Origin of the sequence: Pseudomonas sp. Lb2C2 (assembly GCF_052112205.1) — a bacterium.
GTDB lineage: Bacteria > Pseudomonadota > Gammaproteobacteria > Pseudomonadales > Pseudomonadaceae > Aquipseudomonas > Aquipseudomonas kilonensis.
The window spans coordinates 197627-214270 of the sequence record NZ_JAUTYW010000002.1; the positions used below are offsets into that span (position 1 = coordinate 197627).

The window sequence follows — 16644 nt, forward strand, 5'->3', positions numbered from 1 at the left end:
GGTTTTGATCTCAGCGCTGGTGACGGATGCGTGGGTTGGCAAAGCCGTAGAGGATGTCCACGACGAAGTTGACCAGAATCACCAGGCAGGCGATTAACAGGATGCCGTTCTGCACCACGGGATAGTCCCGGGCGCCGATGGCTTCGATCAGCCACTTGCCGATGCCCGGCCAGGAGAAGATCGTTTCGGTCAGGACCGCACCGGCCAGCAGTGTGCCGACTTGCAGGCCGACCACGGTCAGCACCGGGATCAGCGCGTTGCGCAGGCCGTGCACGAACACCACGCGCGACGGCGACAGGCCTTTGGCGCGGGCGGTGCGGATGTAGTCTTCGCGCAGCACTTCGAGCATCGAGGAACGGGTCATGCGGGCGATCACCGCCAGCGGAATGGTGCCCAGCACGATGGCCGGCAGGATCAGGTGATGCAGCGCATCGAGGAACGCGCCCGGCTCGTCGGCCAGCAGCGTGTCGATCAGCATGAAGCCGGTTTTCGGCTCGATGTCGTAGAGCAGGTCGATCCGTCCCGACACCGGCGTCCAGCCCAGGGACACCGAGAAGAACATGATCAGGATCAGGCCCCACCAGAAGATCGGCATCGAATACCCCGCCAGGGAGATGCCCATCACCCCATGGTCGAACAGGGATCCTCGCTTGAGTGCCGCGATCACCCCGGCCAGCAGGCCCAGGATACCGGCGAACAACAGGGCGGCCATGGACAGTTCCAGGGTCGCGGGAAACAGGGAGCTGAACTCGGTCCATACGCTTTCACGGGTACGCAGCGATTCGCCGAGGTCGCCGTGGGCCAGTTTGCCGATGTAGTCCAGGTACTGGGCGTACAGCGGTTTATTGAGGCCAAGGCGTTCCATTGCCTGTGCATGCATTTCGGGATCGACCCGACGTTCGCCCATCATCACTTCCACGGGGTCGCCGGGGATCATGCGAATCAACGCGAAGGTCAGCAAGGTGATGCCGAAGAACGTGGGGATCAGTAATCCCAGTCGGCGGGCAATAAAACTAAACATCTTCAGGTGTACCTCATCAGCCGGTTAGGCGTGCCCGGCAGCCCTTGGGGTCAAGGGTTGCCAGGCGTTTTCTTATCTACTTCACCTGGGTGGTGGCGAAGTTGTTGGTGGTGAGCGGGCTAATCACGTAGCCCTCTACGTTGTTGCGCATTGCGGTGAACATGCGGGTGTGGGCCATGCTGATCCAGGGTTGATCCTGGTTGAAAATCACCTGGGCCTGTTCATAGAGCTTGATGCGCTCCTCGGGGTTCACTGTGGCGCGAGCCTGGTCGATCAGCGCCTGGAATTTCTCGTTGCACCAGCGCGCGTAGTTTTCGCCGTTCTTGGCGGCCTCGCAACTGAGCATAGGCGTCAGGAAGTTGTCCGGGTCGCCGTTGTCGCCCGCCCATCCGGCAGACACCATGTCGTGCTCGCCGTTTTTCGCGCGCTTGAGCATTTCGCCCCATTCCATCACGCGGATGTCGACCTTGATCCCGACCTTGGCCAGGTCCGCCTGCATCATCTGCGCGCCGAGCATCGGGTTGGGGTTGGTCGGGCCGCCGCCGTTGCGGGTGAACAGGGTGAACACGGTGCCTTCCGGCACGCCGGCTTCCTTGAGCAACTGGCGAGCCTTGTCCAGGTCGCGGGTAGGGTTCTTCAGGTCGTGGTTGAAACCCAGCAGTGTCGGCGGGTACGGGTTGACCGCCGCGGTGGCGTTGCCCTTGCCGAACAACGCGTTGACGTAGGCCTCCTTGTCGAAAGCCAGGTCGATGGCTTTGCGCACCCGCACGTCGCTCATGTACTTGTGGCTGGTGTTCAGGGCGGTGTAGGAGACGGTCATCGCGTCCAGCTCGGCGACCTTCAGGTTCGGGTCTTTCTTGATGCTGGGGATGTCATCGGGTTTGGGGTACAGCGCGATCTGGCACTCGTTGGTCTTGAGTTTCTGCATGCGCACGTTGTTGTCGGTGGCGATGGCCAGTACCAGAGCATCGGCCGGCGGCTTGCCCCGGAAGTAGTCCGGGTTGGCCTTGAAGCGCACCTGGGCGTCCTTGTTGTAGCGCTGGAAGACGAACGGGCCGGTGCCGACTGGCTTGCTGTTGAGGTCGCCGGCCTTGCCTGCCTTGAGCAACTGGTCGGCGTATTCGGCCGGGTAGATCGAGGAGAAGGCCATGGCGATGTCGGCCAGGAACGGCGCCTCGCGGCGGGTCAGGCTGAACTTGACCGTGTGTTCGTCGACTTTCTCGACGCTCTTGAGCAGTTCCTTGAAGCCCATGCTTTCAAAGTACGGGAAGCCCACGCTCGACAGTTTGTGCCACGGGTGATTCGGGTCCAGTTGGCGCTGGAAGCTCCAGACCACGTCGTCGGCGTTCATGTCGCGGGTCGGCTTGAAGTATTCGGTGGTGTGGAACTTGACGCCCTTGCGCAGGTGGAAGGTGTACGTCAGGCCATCGTCACTGATGTCCCAGGATTCGGCCAGGGCCGGGATCACTTCGGTGGTGCCGGGCTTGAAATCGGCCAGGCGATTGAAAATGGTTTCTGCCACGGCGTCGGCAGTGACTGCAGTCGTGTACTGGACCATGTCGAAGCCTTCCGGGCTGGCTTCTGTGCAAACCACCAGGGGCTTGGCGGTGGCGCCGACGGCGACACTCAGCAACGCAGCGGCGATGGCGGCGCGTAGGGGAATCATGTTCATCGTCAATCCTCTGCAATCGGGTAAATGGCAAAAGACCGGGCGGCCAACCTTGTGAGTCGACCGCCCGGTGGCAGTTTAGAGAATGTTGAACGGGATGGTGGTGACCAGGCGGAACTCGTTGAGGTTGCCATCCGCCTGGTTTTCGCTGGCGCGGTGCGTGGTGTAGGTTGCGCGTACTGCGGTGGCTTTCAGCGGGCCGCTTTGTACGGCGTAAGACGCACCGATGCCGTATTCGTAGTGATGTTCACCGTCCATGGCTCTCACATCGGAATAGCCGGTGCTGTTGTAATGCGTACCATCGATGCCCCAGCCGCGAGCCTGGTAGATGTTGAACTTCAGGCCAGGCACGCCGTATTCGGCCATGTTCAGGCCGTAGGCGATCTGGAAGGATTTCTCGTTCGGGCCGTTGAAGTCCGACAGCAGGGAGTTGGCCAGGTAGATGCCGTTGGTTTCGTGCAGGTAATCGAAGTACTCGTTACCGTCCACTTCCTGGTACGAGAACGTCAGGCTGTGGGCCTGGTGAGTCAGGCCGAACGACAGGGAGTAGGTATTGTTGTCGATGTCACCCAGCTTGCTTTTACCCGAATCCACAGTCCTGTAGTAGTTCAGGCCGGTGGTCAGGCTCAGCACCGAGCTGTCGCCCAATACGTGACTGGCGCCGAAGTAGTATTGGTTCCACAGGTCTTCGGCCTGGGTGCCCCACAGGCTGGTGGTGAGGCTGGCGAACGGCTGGTAAGTGATACCGGCGGTGTTCACATGATCAGCTTCGGCCGAGGAACTGCCGTATTCGGAGCGGAACTTGGCAAGGCTTTGCTCGGTACGGGGAGAGTTGCGGTCGAAGGTCGCGACGTCGAATGCCAGGTTTTCGAGTTCTTCGCTGTGCAGGCTCACGCCCTGGAAGCTCGAAGGCAGGGCGCGGTTACCGATGACGTCGACCATCGGGCTGCTGAAGTTTTGACGACCGGCGGTCAGCGTGGTGTTGGAAACCCGCGCCTTGACGTTCGCCAGGCCCAGTTTGCTCCATTGGTCGACGGCGTCGCCGTCGGAGTGCGCCAGGGTACGGTTGGAACCACCCATGATGTCATCGTGGTCGCCGAGCAACGCGATCGCGTTATAGGCCGCGACTTCGGTACTGAAACCAACGGTGCCTTGGGTGAAGCCGGAGGTGTAGTTCAGGATGGTGCCCTGGACCCAGTTGGTACGGCGCGAATCGCGGTGTTCAACACCGTCGCGCGTGTAGCTGAAGGCGCTGCCGCGGCGTCGCAATTCGTTGGAATACCAGTTGCGAGTGGTGCCACTGACCGACTGGCCTTCTACGAAACCGGTGGCTTCGGATTGAGCGCTGGTGGTCTTGACGGTCACCGGATTGAACGCCTGGCTCTGCGATTCTGCGTATGCCGTGGCGGTGACGCTGCTGATGGCCAAGGCCAGTAACGCGGTGCTGCTCAGTTTCATGGGTAAAGCTCCTTTTCTTTCTTTTTTAATGCCGGTCTTTTTAGGTGATACGGCTATTGGTTTTTGCAACTCATTCACAGCTAGCAAACGTTTGCATGGCGCCTGATCGGCGAATTCAGGCAAGACGTCTGCGTGAGGGCTTCCAAAGGAAACCCTCGCTGTGTGGCTATACGGTTATGGGTTCAGGCTGACGCCCGAGAACACGTTGCGACCGAAGGGGCTGACTTTGAACCCTTCGACTTTGGCACTCAGCGGCTGGTTGACCGTCGAGTGGGCAACAGGGGTTATCGGCACTTGCTGCTTGAGCAACTGCTGGGCCTGTTTGTAGAGCACGGTGCGCTGGTCGCGGTCGGTGACGACCTTGGCCTGCTTGATCAGCTTGTCGTAGTCCTGGTCACACCACATGGAGTAGTTGTTGCCACCAATGGCATCGCAGCTGTACAGCGTGCCCAACCAGTTGTCCGGGTCCCCGTTGTCGCCGGTCCAGCCGATCAGGCTGATGTCGTGCTCGCCGTTCTTGGTGCGCTTGATGTACTCGCCCCATTCATAGCTGACGATCTTCACCTTCAGACCGATCTTCGCCCAGTCGGCCTGGAGCATTTCGGCCATCAGCTTGGCGTTGGGGTTGTACGGGCGCTGCACGGGCATGGCCCAGAGGGTGATTTCGGTGCCTTCCTTGACCCCGGCGGCCTTGAGCAATTCCTTGGCTTTTTCCGGGTTGTAGGGCACGTCCTTGATGGTGTCGTCGTAGGACCATTGGGTCGGCGGCATGGCGTTCTGCGCCAGTTGCCCCGCGCCCTGGTACACGGCATTGAGGATGCCTTGCTTGTTCACCGCCATGTCCAGCGCCCGGCGCACGTCGACCTGGTCGAACGGCTTGTGGCGGGTGTTATAGGCGATGTAGCCCAGGTTGAAACCGGGCTTCTCGATCAGTTGCAGCTTGGGGTCGTTCTTCAAGGCCGGCACGTCCGCCGGACGCGGATGCAGGGTGACCTGGCATTCGTTGGCTTTGAGCTTCTGCACCCGCACCGAGGCGTCGGTGTTGATGGAGAAGATCAGGTTCTTCAGTTTCACTCGTTCCGGCGCCCAGTACTTATCGTTGGCGACGTAGCGGATGTTCGAGTCTTTCTGGTAGCTCTTGAACTCGAACGGCCCGGTGCCGATCGGCTTCTGGTTGATGTCGCTCGGCTTGCCGTTCTTGAGCAACTGGTCGGCGTACTCGGCCGACAGGATCGCGGCAAAACTCATGGCGATGTTCTGGATGAACGCGGCGTCGACGCTGTTGAGGGTCATGACCACGGTCAGTGGCCCGGTCGCCTCCACCTTGGCGATGTTCTTGTTCAGGCTCATGCCGTTGAAGTACGGGAACTCGGTGGGGTAGGCCTTGCGGAACGGATGCTGCGGATCCAGCATGCGGTTGAAGGTGAACAGCACGTCGTCGGCGTTGAAATCCCGGGTCGGCGTGAAGTAGTCGGTGGTATGGAACTTCACCCCTTCACGCAGGTGGAAGGTGTACTTCAAGCCGTCTTCGGAAATGTCCCAACGGGTCGCCAGGCCCGGCACGACGTTGGTCGCGCCTTTTTCAAACTCGGCCAGGCGGTTGTACAGCGGCTCGGCGGCATCGTTGTCGGTGGCCGTGGTGTATTGCGCGGTGTCGAACCCAGCGGGGCTGCCTTCGGAACAAAACACCAGGCTGCCGCCAGCAGCCTGGGCTGCGGATGTCGCGGCCAACAGGCCGGTGCCCAGCAATGCGGATAAAACCAAGGTATGGCGCATGACGCTCCCTCTTTCGTTCGGGGTGTTTTAACAGTGAGCCGGTGTCTGTCCGAGGGCAGGTCCGGAGCACTGAGCTCATTCCATTGCGTAGCGATGCCGCAGGATCAGCAAGCCGTCCAGGCCCCGACGGTATGAGTCGTGGGCCTGGCGGTAAATGCGTAATGCCTGAAAGACTTGTGGGAAAAGGCGATACGTCCTAAACCAACTGCTGTGGTACGCAGTGCTTTTGGATGTAGGCGATTTCCTGAGTCTTGGCTTAAAGCAACGGCATGCCGTGGGAGCGAGCCCTGCTCGCGATGGTGTTGTTGGTACACCGCCATCGCGCTTAAAAAGGAGCCGCTACGCCCGAAGCGTCGGACCGGCCCAGCGGGAGCAAGCTCCCTCGCCACAGGTCACCTTATTTGCTGACGCTGACGCCGTAGAAGGAGTTCAAGCCAAAGGGGCTGATCTTGAAATCCTGCACGTTGGCGCGCATGGGTTGATACACCGTCGAGTGAGCGATAGGTGTCATTGGCACGGCATCCTTGAGGACGTGTTGTGCCTGTTTGTACAGTTCGGTGCGCTTGGCCTGGTCGGTGGTGCGCTTGGCTTCCTTGACCAGTCCATCGAATTTCTTGTCGCACCATTTGGAGAAGTTGTTGCCGGCCAGCGAGTCGCAGCCGAACAGCACGTTGAGCCAGTTGTCCGGGTCACCGTTGTCACCGCTCCAGCCGATGATCATCGCCTGGTTCTCGCCGCCTTTGGAGCGCTTGATGTACTCGCCCCATTCGTAGCTGACGATGTTGACGTTCAGGCCGATTTTCTTCCAGTCGGACTGCAGCATCTCGGCCATCAGTTTCGCGTTCGGGTTGTACGGACGCTGGACCGGCATCGCCCACAGGGTAATGTTGGTGCCTTCCTTGACGCCGGCTTCCTTGAGCAGCGCCTTGGCTTTCTCAGGGTCGTACTTGGCGTCCTTGATGGTGGTGTCGTAGGACCATTGGGTCGGCGGCATGGCGTTGACAGCCAGCTGGCCGGCGCCCTGGTACACCGAGTCGATGATCTGCGGCTTGTTGACCGCCATGTCCAGCGCCTGGCGGACTTTCAGGTCAGCCAGCACGTTCGGCTCGTTGCTGCCCTTGATCTTGTCCATCACGTTATAGGCGATGTAGCCCAGGTTGAAACCCGCCTGGTCAGGCATCTTCAGTGCCTTGTCTTCCTTCAGGGCCTTGAGGTCGGCCGGGCGTGGGAAGAGGGTGATCTGGCATTCGTTTTTCTTGAGCTTCTGCATGCGCACCGACGGGTCGGTGGTGATGGCGAAGATCAGGTTGTCGATCTTCACGTCGTCAGGCTTCCAGTAGTCCTTGTTCCCGGTGTAGCGGATGTTGGAGTCTTTCTGGTAGCTCTTGAACACGAACGGGCCGGTGCCGACCGGCTTCTGGTTGATGTCCGCGGCCTTGCCTTCCTTGAGCAACTGGGCGGCGTATTCGGCGGACTGGATCGAGGCGAAGCTCATGGCCATGTTCTGGATGAACGCGGCGTCGACATCCTTGAGGGTGAACTTGACGGTGTGATCGTCGACTTTATCGATCTTGGTGATGTTGGTGTCCATCCCCATGTCGGTGAAGTACGGGAATTCGGTAGGGTAGGCCTTACGGAACGGGTCATCCTTGCTGATCATGCGATTGAAAGTGAACAGCACGTCGTCGGCGTTGAATTCGCGGGTCGGCTTGAAGTACGGGGTGGTATGGAACTTGACGCCTTCACGCAGGTGGAAGGTGTAGGTCAGGCCGTCTTCGGAAATATCCCACTTGGTCGCCAGGCCAGGAATCACGGCGGTGCCGCCACGTTCGAACTGGGTCAGGCGGTTGAACATGGTCTCTGCAGAGGCGTCGAAGTCGGTTCCGGTGGTGTACTGACCAGGGTCAAAACCGGCCGGGCTCCCTTCGGAGCAGAACACCAGGTTAGTCGCGGCTTGGGCGAAAGGTGCGCTGGCTAATAAGCTTGCGCCGACTAAAAACGGAATGACCGCTTGTTTAAGCATGTTGGCCTCATGATTTGTTGTCATTTTTGGATTTGAGGGCGACCTCGTGAGTCGTCCTGCGGATACTTATGCAGGCCCCATACCCAATGCAAGATCCAGAGCGGTCACAAGCCCGAAACAGTGGCACGAACGTACCTTAATGTCGCATCTGTGTAACTTTCGACGCATTTGATCGTTTGCGCGTGTTTTTTCGGGGTAAATAGCGCTCTTTTCGGGGGCGTTTTTCGGCCGCGGTGCACCGGGAAAGGGCGGGTGTTACCTCTTCAAACCCGCGCCGTAGAAGGGTGTGAGGACTGATGGGCTGAGTTTGAAATCCCTGTTTATCGCTCCAGTCAGTTGTCGGTTATCGGGGGGGGCAGGTGTAAATCATTGCAGCATGTTCGCCATTTTTTGCGCGCTTGATGTGCTTGCTTCATTCATGCTGACGATGGTCTTGATCCAATTTTGCTGGAGCATTTGTGCTGGTATTCGTGCGTTCGGGGGGATGCGCGTTGCACCGTCATTGCCCATGAGTTGAGGGTGGTACTCGGCGCAACCTGCGGCTTCCCTGGGTGGCGCCTTGTTGTTTCGGGGGCGAGGCTGTCCGGTCATACACCCGTCAGGCCTGTGGGAGCAAAGCTTGCTCGCGAGGCGGCCTAATAGCCGACCTGGCTTTCCCGGTCATACTCCGATCCAACTGTGGGAGCGAGCCTGCTCGCGAAGGCGGTCTGACAGCCGGCCAGGGTTTTGTTGGTGGGGTACATATCCATTGCTGCGGTAACGGCTGCTTAGGGTTCCGCCCTGACGGCGGCTCACTTTTGAGAAGCGCAAAAGTAAGCAAAACGCTCATGCCCCACCACTTGGCACCTCGCCTAGGCTCGGTGTGCCCTCACTCCGGCATTGCTCCGTGGGCCGCCGCGAAGGGCCATCCATGGCCCAGCGCGGCTATCCCGGCATCCATGCCGGGATGCCCACTCCACAATGCCTGCGTTCGGCCATCGTGGTTAACGGGGCGCCCGAGATCAACGTCCGCCCCGAGGCGGCCTGGTAGCCGACCTGGTTCTCCTGGTCGTACACCCATCAGATCTGTTTGAGCAGGACCTGTGGGAGCAAAGCTTGCTCGCGAGGCGGACTTACAGCCGGTCTGTTTCTTCGGCTGTCCCCAACCCAAATTGTGGGAGCGAGCTTGCTCGCGATGAGGCCAGCAAGCTCAACATGCATGTGACTGAACCACCGCCATCGCGAGCAAGCTTTGCTCCCACAGGAGAAACGCGGTCTCACCAAGAGCCAGGTCGGCTATAAGGCCGCCTCGCGGTGGACGTTGATCTCGGCGCCCCGTTAACCACGATGGCCGAACGCAGGCATTGATCCGTGGGCACCTCGGCATGGATGCCGAGGTAGCCGCGCTGGGCCATGGATGGCCCTTCGCGGCGGCCCACGGAGCAATGCCGGAGTGAGGGCACACCGAGCCTAAGCGAGGTGCCGAGTGGTGGGGCAGAAGCGCTTTGGTTACTTTCGCGCTTTTCGAAAGTGACCCGCCGTCAGGGCGGAACCATTAGTCGCCGTCACAAAAAAAACGGATATACACACATCTCTGAAAAGGGGCCGCTGCGCAGCCCAGCGGGAGCAAGCTCCCTCGCCACGGGGGTTGCAGCGCCAGGAGGTGTGATGAGTCATTCATTTTTGTCGGAAGGATCACTGGCCCCGAAAGGAAACATCCCACAGCTTTTTAGGGTTGCCGCTCGGAAGTGGGCTCTCTAACCTTTTTCCTGTCGCTGCAAAACAGCGGCCGGGAGTGGGAACCCGAAATTAATAGGTCGTAAGCCTCACGACCATAACGGCAAGTGATGGCTCCAATTTCATCAGGAGCATGCACATGAACGAAGGAAAGACTGAACCGAACTTCAACAGAACAAATCCATTGGCGGATTTCGACTCCATCGAAGACCTACTCAAAGACCGCGCCGCCGCCGAGCGGGCACTTAACCATTACCTCAACCCAAAAAAACCAGAGCCAAGCACCGACCCGCGCATCGACAGCCTGTTTTCCGTCACCGCCAAAGCCGATGCCGACACACTACTGACCAGCACCTCCGAAACCCTGGCCTCGATAAAAGCCATGGCCGAGGACCTGGCCTTTGAAGTGGAGGGCACGCGCCGCAGCGTGGCGCTGGGGATTCATCAATTGGTGGAGTTGTGCCAGTTGCTGGTGGACAAGGCGTTGGATCAGCTTGAGGCACCGGCCAGCCCTGCACCGTAATCCCCTGTGGCGAGGGAGCTTGCTCCCGCTGGGGCGCGAAGCGGCCCCAACAGCAGCGACTGAATCCATCTGATACACCGAGGTGTCAGGTTTGGGGCTGCTGCGCAGCCCAGCGGGAGCAAGCTCCCTCGCCACGGGAGTTTTGTCGCTCGGCTTCGGTGGTTCAGTCAGGGAGACTGGCTGAACCACCGCCGATCATCACTGCATCGACACCTCAACCACCCCATCCGCCGTCATCGTCACCTTGCTGGTGCCCGCTTCAACTTCTGGCGTCACCGACTCAGCATCCATCGACGCCGCTTTCATCATCATCTGCGGGCGCATGTACGGTTGTGGATAACCGTTGGTATTGAAGTTCAGGTTGACGATTTTGTAACCCTTGCCGCCCAGGGCGTCGGTGGCCAGTTGGGCGCGGGCCTTGAAGGCGTTGACGGCGTCCTTGAGCAGGGCGTCTTCGCTGGTTTTACGGGTGGCGGTGGCGATGGCGAAGTCCATGCCGCCCATCTTCAGGTCGCCCAGCAGTTCGCCGGTGAGTTTGGACAGGGCGGCGAAGTCGGCGCTTTCCAGGCGCAGTTCGGCGCGCTCACGCCAGCCGGTGATTTTCTGGCCTTTGTTGTCGTAGATCGGGTAGCTGTTGCGGCTGCCTTGGCGCAGGTTGATGTCCTTGACCTCTTTGGCCTGGCCGATGGCTTTGTTCAGCGTGGTGCTGACGGCGGCGGCGAGTTTGGCCGGGTCGGTGTTCTGTTCCTCGGTGTAGAGGGTGACGATCATCAGGTCGCGGGCTACTTCCTGGCTGACTTCGGCGCGCAGGGAAATCTGGTTGTAGTGCAGCTCATCGGCGGCCAGGGCCGGCAGGCTGGCGACGGTGCCGAGGCTGAGGGCGAGCAGGGCGGCGGGGCGACTGAACGTGTGCATGAAAGCTCCTTGGGATGATGTGCAGGGGTGGGGTCCGGGCCTGCGTGAACGTTAAGACTCTAGCTTTTATGGGTGGGTTCGCACAGTTACAACTTCTATACAGATCATGCCCGGTGAAAGGCTTTCTGTGGCACGCCGCAAGGCCGGAGGCTGTGGCGCTTTGCCGCATATCTGCCGCTGCAAGCCGCGCCTTGGTTATACTCCGTGCGATTCGCCTGGAGCGCTCATCAGGAGAGCTCATGCTCGCCCCTTTGCAAATGACTTCCGCCTCTCGCCAGAACCTCTGGCGCCTGACATTCATCCGCATTCTGGTCCTGGCGGCCCAGGCCGGCTCGGTGGGGCTCGCCTATTGGTTCGACCTGCTGCCGCTGCCCTGGCTGCAATTGGCGATCACCCTGGTCTGCTCCAGCGTGCTCTGTGCGCTGACGGCGATTCGCCTGCGCACCTCGTGGCCGGTGACCGAGCTGGAATACGCCGTACAACTGGCCGGAGACCTGTTTATTCACAGTGCTCTGCTGTATTTCTCTGGCGGTTCCACCAATCCCTTCGTCTCTTACTACCTGGTGCCGCTGACCATCGCCGCGGTGACGTTGCCGTGGCGCTATTCGCTGATTCTTTCCGGTATCGCCCTGGCGCTGTACACCTTGTTGCTGGCGCGCTTCTATCCGCTGGAAACCTTCCCCATCGCCCGGGAAAACCTGCAGATCTACGGCATGTGGCTGAGTTTCGCCCTGGCCGCGGGGGTCATCACGTTTTTTGCCGCGCGCATGGCCGAGGAGCTGCGCCGCCAGGAAGAACTGCGGGCCATCCGTCGTGAAGAGGGCTTGCGGGACGAGCAATTGCTGGCCGTGGCGACCCAGGCCGCCGGCGCTGCTCATGAATTGGGCACGCCGCTGGCGACCATGAGTGTGCTGCTCAAGGAAATGCGCCAGGATCACCACGACCCGGCGCTGCAGGATGATCTCAGCGTGCTGCAGGATCAGGTCAAGCTGTGCAAGGAAACCCTGCAATACCTGGTGCGTGCCGCCGAGGCCAACCGCCGGCTGGCCATCGACATGCAAGACGTCACCGATTGGCTCGACGAAGCGCTGAACCGCTGGCACCTGATGCGCCCGGAAGCCAGTTATCGCTTCCAGCGCCTGGGCCAGGGCCCGGTGCCGCGCATGGCGCCGCCGCCGGACCTGACCCAGGCGTTGCTGAACCTGCTGAACAACGCCGCCGACGCTTGCCCCGAAGGGCTGGAAGTGGCGTTGGACTGGAACGTCTATGAGCTGACCATCAGTATTCGCGACCATGGCGCCGGTGTGCCGCTGGCGATTGCCGAGCAGATCGGCAAACCGTTCTATACCACCAAGGGCAAAGGTTTCGGCCTGGGCCTGTTTTTGAGCAAAGCCAGCGTGACACGCGCCGGCGGCTCGGTGAAACTCTACCCCCATGAGGAAGGCGGCACGCTCACCGAGCTGCGCCTGCCCCATGCCGACCGAGGAGACGAAACATGAGTGACGAGATCCAAGTCGACGGCGAAGAACTGCCGCACCTGTTGCTGGTAGATGACGACGCCACGTTTACCCGCGTCATGGCCCGCGCCATGTCCCGTCGCGGTTTTCGCGTCAGCACCGCAGGTTCTGCCGAAGAAGGCCTGACCATCGCCCAGGCCGACCTGCCGGACTACGCCGCCCTGGACCTGAAAATGGACGGCGATTCGGGCCTGGTGCTGCTGCCCAAGCTGCTGGAGCTGGACCCGGAGATGCGCGTGGTGATCCTCACCGGTTATTCGAGCATCGCCACCGCGGTCGAGGCCATCAAGCGCGGTGCCTGCAATTACCTGTGCAAGCCGGCGGATGCCGATGACGTACTGGCGGCGTTGTTGTCCGAGCACGCCGACCTCGACACCCTGGTACCGGAAAACCCCATGTCGGTGGATCGCCTGCAATGGGAGCACATCCAGCGGGTGTTGACCGAGCACGAAGGCAACATCTCCGCCACGGCCCGCGCCCTGGGCATGCACCGGCGGACCTTGCAGCGCAAATTGCAAAAGCGTCCCGTGCGTCGCTGAACCTGCGCTGAACAGGTGTTGTCCACCCTCGCGACACATCGGGCCGTTGCTTTATGATCGGCCCGAGTTCTTTTCCCTATTGAGCCTTAACCATGAATCAGAACGCTGAATATTCCGCGGTCAATGACGCGGTGCGCGGGCAGTTTTTCCGCCGTGTCTGGCAAATGACCACGCCGTACTGGCGCAGTGAGGAGAAGGGCAAGGCCTGGACGCTGTTGATCGCCGTGATCGCGCTGTCGCTGTTCAGCGTGGCGATCTCGGTGTGGATCAACAGTTGGTACAAGGATTTCTACAACGCCCTGCAAGAGAAGGACAGCGCGGCGTTCTGGCAGTTGATCCTGTATTTCTGCGGCATCGCGGCGGTGGCGATCCTCGGCGCGGTCTATCGCTTGTACCTCACGCAGATGCTCACCATTCGCTGGCGGGCCTGGCTGACGGAGCAGCATTTTGCCCGTTGGCTCAATGACAAGAACTATTACCGACTGGAGCAGGGCGGTTATACCGATAACCCGGACCAGCGGATTTCCGAAGACCTCAACAGCTTTACCAGCAATACCCTGAGCCTGGGCCTGGGGTTGCTGCGTACCGTGGTCAGCCTGGTGTCGTTCTCGATCATTTTGTGGGGCGTGTCAGGCAGCATCGAGGTGTTCGGCTACACCATCCCCGGCTACATGTTCTGGTGTGCGCTGGTGTATGCGGCGGTGGGCAGTTGGCTGACGCACCTGATCGGCCGTCGCCTGATCGGTCTGAACAACAACCAGCAACGCTTCGAAGCGGACCTGCGTTTCTCCATGGTCCGGGTGCGCGAAAACGCCGAGAGCATTGCCCTGTACAACGGCGAACCGAACGAAAACCGTCGCTTGAGCGGGCGTTTTGGCCTGGTCTGGCATAACTTCTGGGACATCATGCGGGTGTCCAAGCGCCTGACGTTCTTCACCTCCGGCTATGGCCAGATCGCGATCATCTTCCCGTTCATCGTCGCCGCACCGCGCTACTTCGCCGGCAAGATCCAGCTGGGCGAGCTCATGCAGATCAACTCGGCCTTCGGCAATGTGCAGGAGAACTTCAGCTGGTTCATCAGCGCCTACGCCGACCTCGCCGCGTGGCGCGCCACCTGCGATCGTCTGCTGAGTTTCCGCCAGGCCATGAGCGACAACGAAGACCGTGTGCCGGCCATCGATGTGCAAAACCAGGGCGATGGGTTGAAGGTTCATCACCTGGGGCTGGACCTGGCCGACGGTCGCCATCTGCTCGAGAACGCCGACATGACCGTGGAGCCGGGCGAGCGGGTGATGCTCAGTGGTCGTTCAGGCAGCGGCAAATCGACCCTGCTGCGCGCGATGGGGCACTTGTGGCCGGCGGGGCACGGGACGATCCGGCTTCCGGCTGCGCGTTACCTGTTCCTGCCGCAGAAGCCTTATCTGCCGATTGGCAGCCTGCGTGAGGTAATGAGTTATCCACAGGCCGGCGATATCTACCCCAACGAACGTTATGCACAGGTGCTGGAAACCTGCCGCCTGCCGCACCTGATCTCGCGGCTGGATGAGAGCAACCACTGGCAACGCATGCTCTCGCCTGGCGAGCAACAACGCCTGGCCTTTGCCCGGGCATTGCTTTATGCGCCGCAATGGTTGTACATGGACGAAGCCACGTCGGCGATGGATGAAGAAGACGAGGCGACGCTGTACCAGGCGTTGATCGACCAGTTGCCGGGCCTGAGCATCGTCAGCGTTGGCCACCGAAGCAGCTTGAAACGTTTCCATCCGCGACATGTGCGTATCGAAAATGGCCAACTGGTGGAGCGCACCGTGACAGCATAAACACCCAAAACCTGTGGGAGCGAGCTTGCTCGCGATAGCGGTGTATCAGTTGATATTGATGTGGCTGACCCACCGCCATCGCGAGCAAGCTCGCTCCCACAGGGGGTTTGTGGTGAGCCGGATGCTAATGCACACAACTGATCCAGTGTGGGAGCGAGCCTGCTCGCGATGAAGGCCATCCGATTTCTGCCCAAGACTCATCAATGCACCCACGGTGATCGTACAACCACGTTGCGCTATGATGATGCCATTCAGCCGTTTACCGAGACACAGCCCCATGGAAAACCCGATCGAAGTACCACGCTTTCCCCGCAAGCGCCGCAGCCTGGCGCAGGAGCTGGTGACGGTGTTGACCGAGCAGATTCGCGACGGCCTGCTCAAGCGTGGCGATAAATTGCCCACCGAGTCGGCGATCATGGAAGCCCATGGCGTCAGCCGTACCGTGGTGCGAGAGGCTATTTCCCGCTTGCAGGCGGCCGGCCAGGTGGAAACCCGCCATGGCATCGGCACCTTCGTGCTGGACACGCCGAGCCCCAGCGGTTTTCGCATCGACCCGGCCACCGTGGTCACCTTGCGTGACGTGCTGGCGATCCTGGAGTTGCGCATCAGCCTGGAAGTGGAATCCGCCGGGCTGGCGGCGCAGCGCCGCAGCGACGAGCAACTGGCCGCGATGCGCGCCGCCCTGGACGCCTTGAACGAAAGCGCCGCCCACGCCAGCGATGCGGTGGCCTCGGACTTCGCCTTCCACCTGGAAATCGCCCTGTCCACCGGCAACCGCTACTTCACCGACATCATGACCCACCTGGGCACCAGCATCATTCCGCGTACCCGGGTGAACTCGGCGCGCCTGGCCCACGATGACCAGCAGCGCTACATGAACCGCCTGAGCCGCGAGCACGAGGAGATCTACGACGCCATCGCCCGCCAGGACTCCGAGGCAGCCCGTGCGGCCATGCGGTTGCACCTGACCAACAGCCGCGAGCGGCTGCGCCAGGCCCATGAAGAGGCGCAGGCGCAGGGCTAGCTGCTGTCAGTTGAGATGAGGTGAGTCACACAGATACTGCGTTGCTGCTCGCTTACCAGCCGACAAACGCACGGAGATGGCTACTACGCCTTGACCCGCAACATTTGCGGCTCGGATGTATCGGGATCCCAGCTCTCGTAGCTAACCTCATAACGAAGCTCAACCAATTTGCCGATGTAAGCTGTCAAGTCGGCATTGGTTAGCGTCATTGTCACATCCTTGCAGGGCGTACCTTCCTCGCCCTCGGTCAGCGGTGTAAACGCGCCTACCGGAGTTGGAGACGTCGAGCCGACGCCCAGAGTCAGTCGGGCGTTTGAGTAGGGGTCGAAATCTGCATCCGGAATCTTCACGGTCAACGTCTCTACCTGTGACAAGTTGATCGTGACTTCCCCTGTGGTTGGAAAACCCTTGAGCGTCGGTTTTGCATAGCTCTTCGCCATGATGTCACTCCCTGTGAGGCAGCCCTGATCGTCGCGTACGGGCGACTCACTTAAAAGATTGTGAAAGGGACTACGGCCGTGCACAGCACAGCCATGCCTGGGTTATGCCCCCTTGCCATAACGGCGCCTACTGACAGAGTTGACAGTGGCGATGAGCGGTCCTGGTGCTCGGTCGGCAAGTTTCATCAGTCTTTTCCATCCTG

At 60.5% G+C, this 16644-nt stretch carries 12 protein-coding genes; 5 read left to right on the top strand and 7 right to left on the bottom strand.

Features of this window, described 5'->3' with window-relative positions; genetic code table 11:
• Nucleotides 1-10 precede the first annotated feature (10 nt).
• The 5 genes from Q7F16_RS05110 to Q7F16_RS05130 form a co-directional block, all read right to left on the bottom strand.
• Complete coding sequence (locus tag Q7F16_RS05110; protein WP_014336601.1) at nt 11-1021, bottom strand: ABC transporter permease subunit; 1011 nt, start codon at nt 1019-1021, stop codon at nt 11-13.
• A gap of 76 nt (nt 1022-1097) precedes the next feature.
• On the bottom strand, nt 1098-2693 hold the full coding sequence (locus Q7F16_RS05115) for an ABC transporter substrate-binding protein (RefSeq protein WP_046063166.1): 1596 nt from the start codon (nt 2691-2693) through the stop codon (nt 1098-1100).
• Between the two features lie 75 nt (nt 2694-2768).
• Nucleotides 2769-4148 (bottom strand): OprD family porin, encoded by a 1380-nt coding sequence (locus Q7F16_RS05120; RefSeq protein ID WP_046063167.1) that lies wholly within the window; start codon nt 4146-4148, stop codon nt 2769-2771.
• Between the two features lie 174 nt (nt 4149-4322).
• Nucleotides 4323-5924 (bottom strand): ABC transporter substrate-binding protein, encoded by a 1602-nt coding sequence (locus Q7F16_RS05125; RefSeq protein ID WP_204127215.1) that lies wholly within the window; start codon nt 5922-5924, stop codon nt 4323-4325.
• A 397-nt stretch (nt 5925-6321) separates the two neighbouring features.
• Nucleotides 6322-7947: an ABC transporter substrate-binding protein gene (locus Q7F16_RS05130; RefSeq protein WP_095962049.1), complete on the bottom strand. Its 1626-nt coding sequence runs from the start codon at nt 7945-7947 to the stop codon at nt 6322-6324.
• A 1855-nt stretch (nt 7948-9802) separates the two neighbouring features.
• Between Q7F16_RS05130 and Q7F16_RS05135 the strand changes: the two genes are divergently transcribed.
• A complete protein-coding gene (locus tag Q7F16_RS05135) occupies nt 9803-10186 on the top strand; it encodes a DUF6124 family protein (RefSeq protein WP_053179962.1) in 384 nt (127 codons plus the stop codon).
• Between the two features lie 198 nt (nt 10187-10384).
• Here the strand turns inward: Q7F16_RS05135 and Q7F16_RS05140 are convergent, their stop codons facing one another.
• A complete protein-coding gene (locus tag Q7F16_RS05140; RefSeq protein ID WP_046063170.1) occupies nt 10385-11101 on the bottom strand; it encodes an SIMPL domain-containing protein in 717 nt (238 codons plus the stop codon).
• A 239-nt stretch (nt 11102-11340) separates the two neighbouring features.
• Here Q7F16_RS05140 and Q7F16_RS05145 point away from each other — a divergent pair, with 239 nt between their 5' ends.
• The 4 genes from Q7F16_RS05145 (at nt 11341) to Q7F16_RS05160 (ending at nt 16001) form a co-directional block, all read left to right on the top strand.
• Nucleotides 11341-12600: an ATP-binding protein gene (locus Q7F16_RS05145; protein WP_046063171.1), complete on the top strand. Its 1260-nt coding sequence runs from the start codon at nt 11341-11343 to the stop codon at nt 12598-12600.
• The gene (locus Q7F16_RS05150; RefSeq protein WP_003177957.1) at nt 12597-13157 is read left to right on the top strand and encodes a response regulator transcription factor; all 561 of its coding nucleotides are present in this window, start codon (nt 12597-12599) and stop codon (nt 13155-13157) included. The genes Q7F16_RS05145 and Q7F16_RS05150 overlap by 4 nt, the downstream gene beginning before the upstream one ends.
• A 92-nt stretch (nt 13158-13249) precedes the next feature.
• On the top strand, nt 13250-14977 hold the full coding sequence (locus tag Q7F16_RS05155; protein ID WP_046063172.1) for an ABC transporter ATP-binding protein/permease: 1728 nt from the start codon (nt 13250-13252) through the stop codon (nt 14975-14977).
• A gap of 277 nt (nt 14978-15254) precedes the next feature.
• Nucleotides 15255-16001 carry a FadR/GntR family transcriptional regulator gene (locus Q7F16_RS05160; protein WP_003197797.1) on the top strand — a complete coding sequence of 249 codons (747 nt, stop codon included), beginning with the start codon at nt 15255-15257 and terminating at the stop codon, nt 15999-16001.
• Between the two features lie 83 nt (nt 16002-16084).
• Here the strand turns inward: Q7F16_RS05160 and Q7F16_RS05165 are convergent, their stop codons facing one another.
• Entirely contained in the window at nt 16085-16441 is a 357-nt protein-coding gene (locus tag Q7F16_RS05165) for a hypothetical protein (RefSeq protein ID WP_189664601.1), read from the bottom strand.
• Nucleotides 16442-16644: the final 203 nt, after the last annotated feature.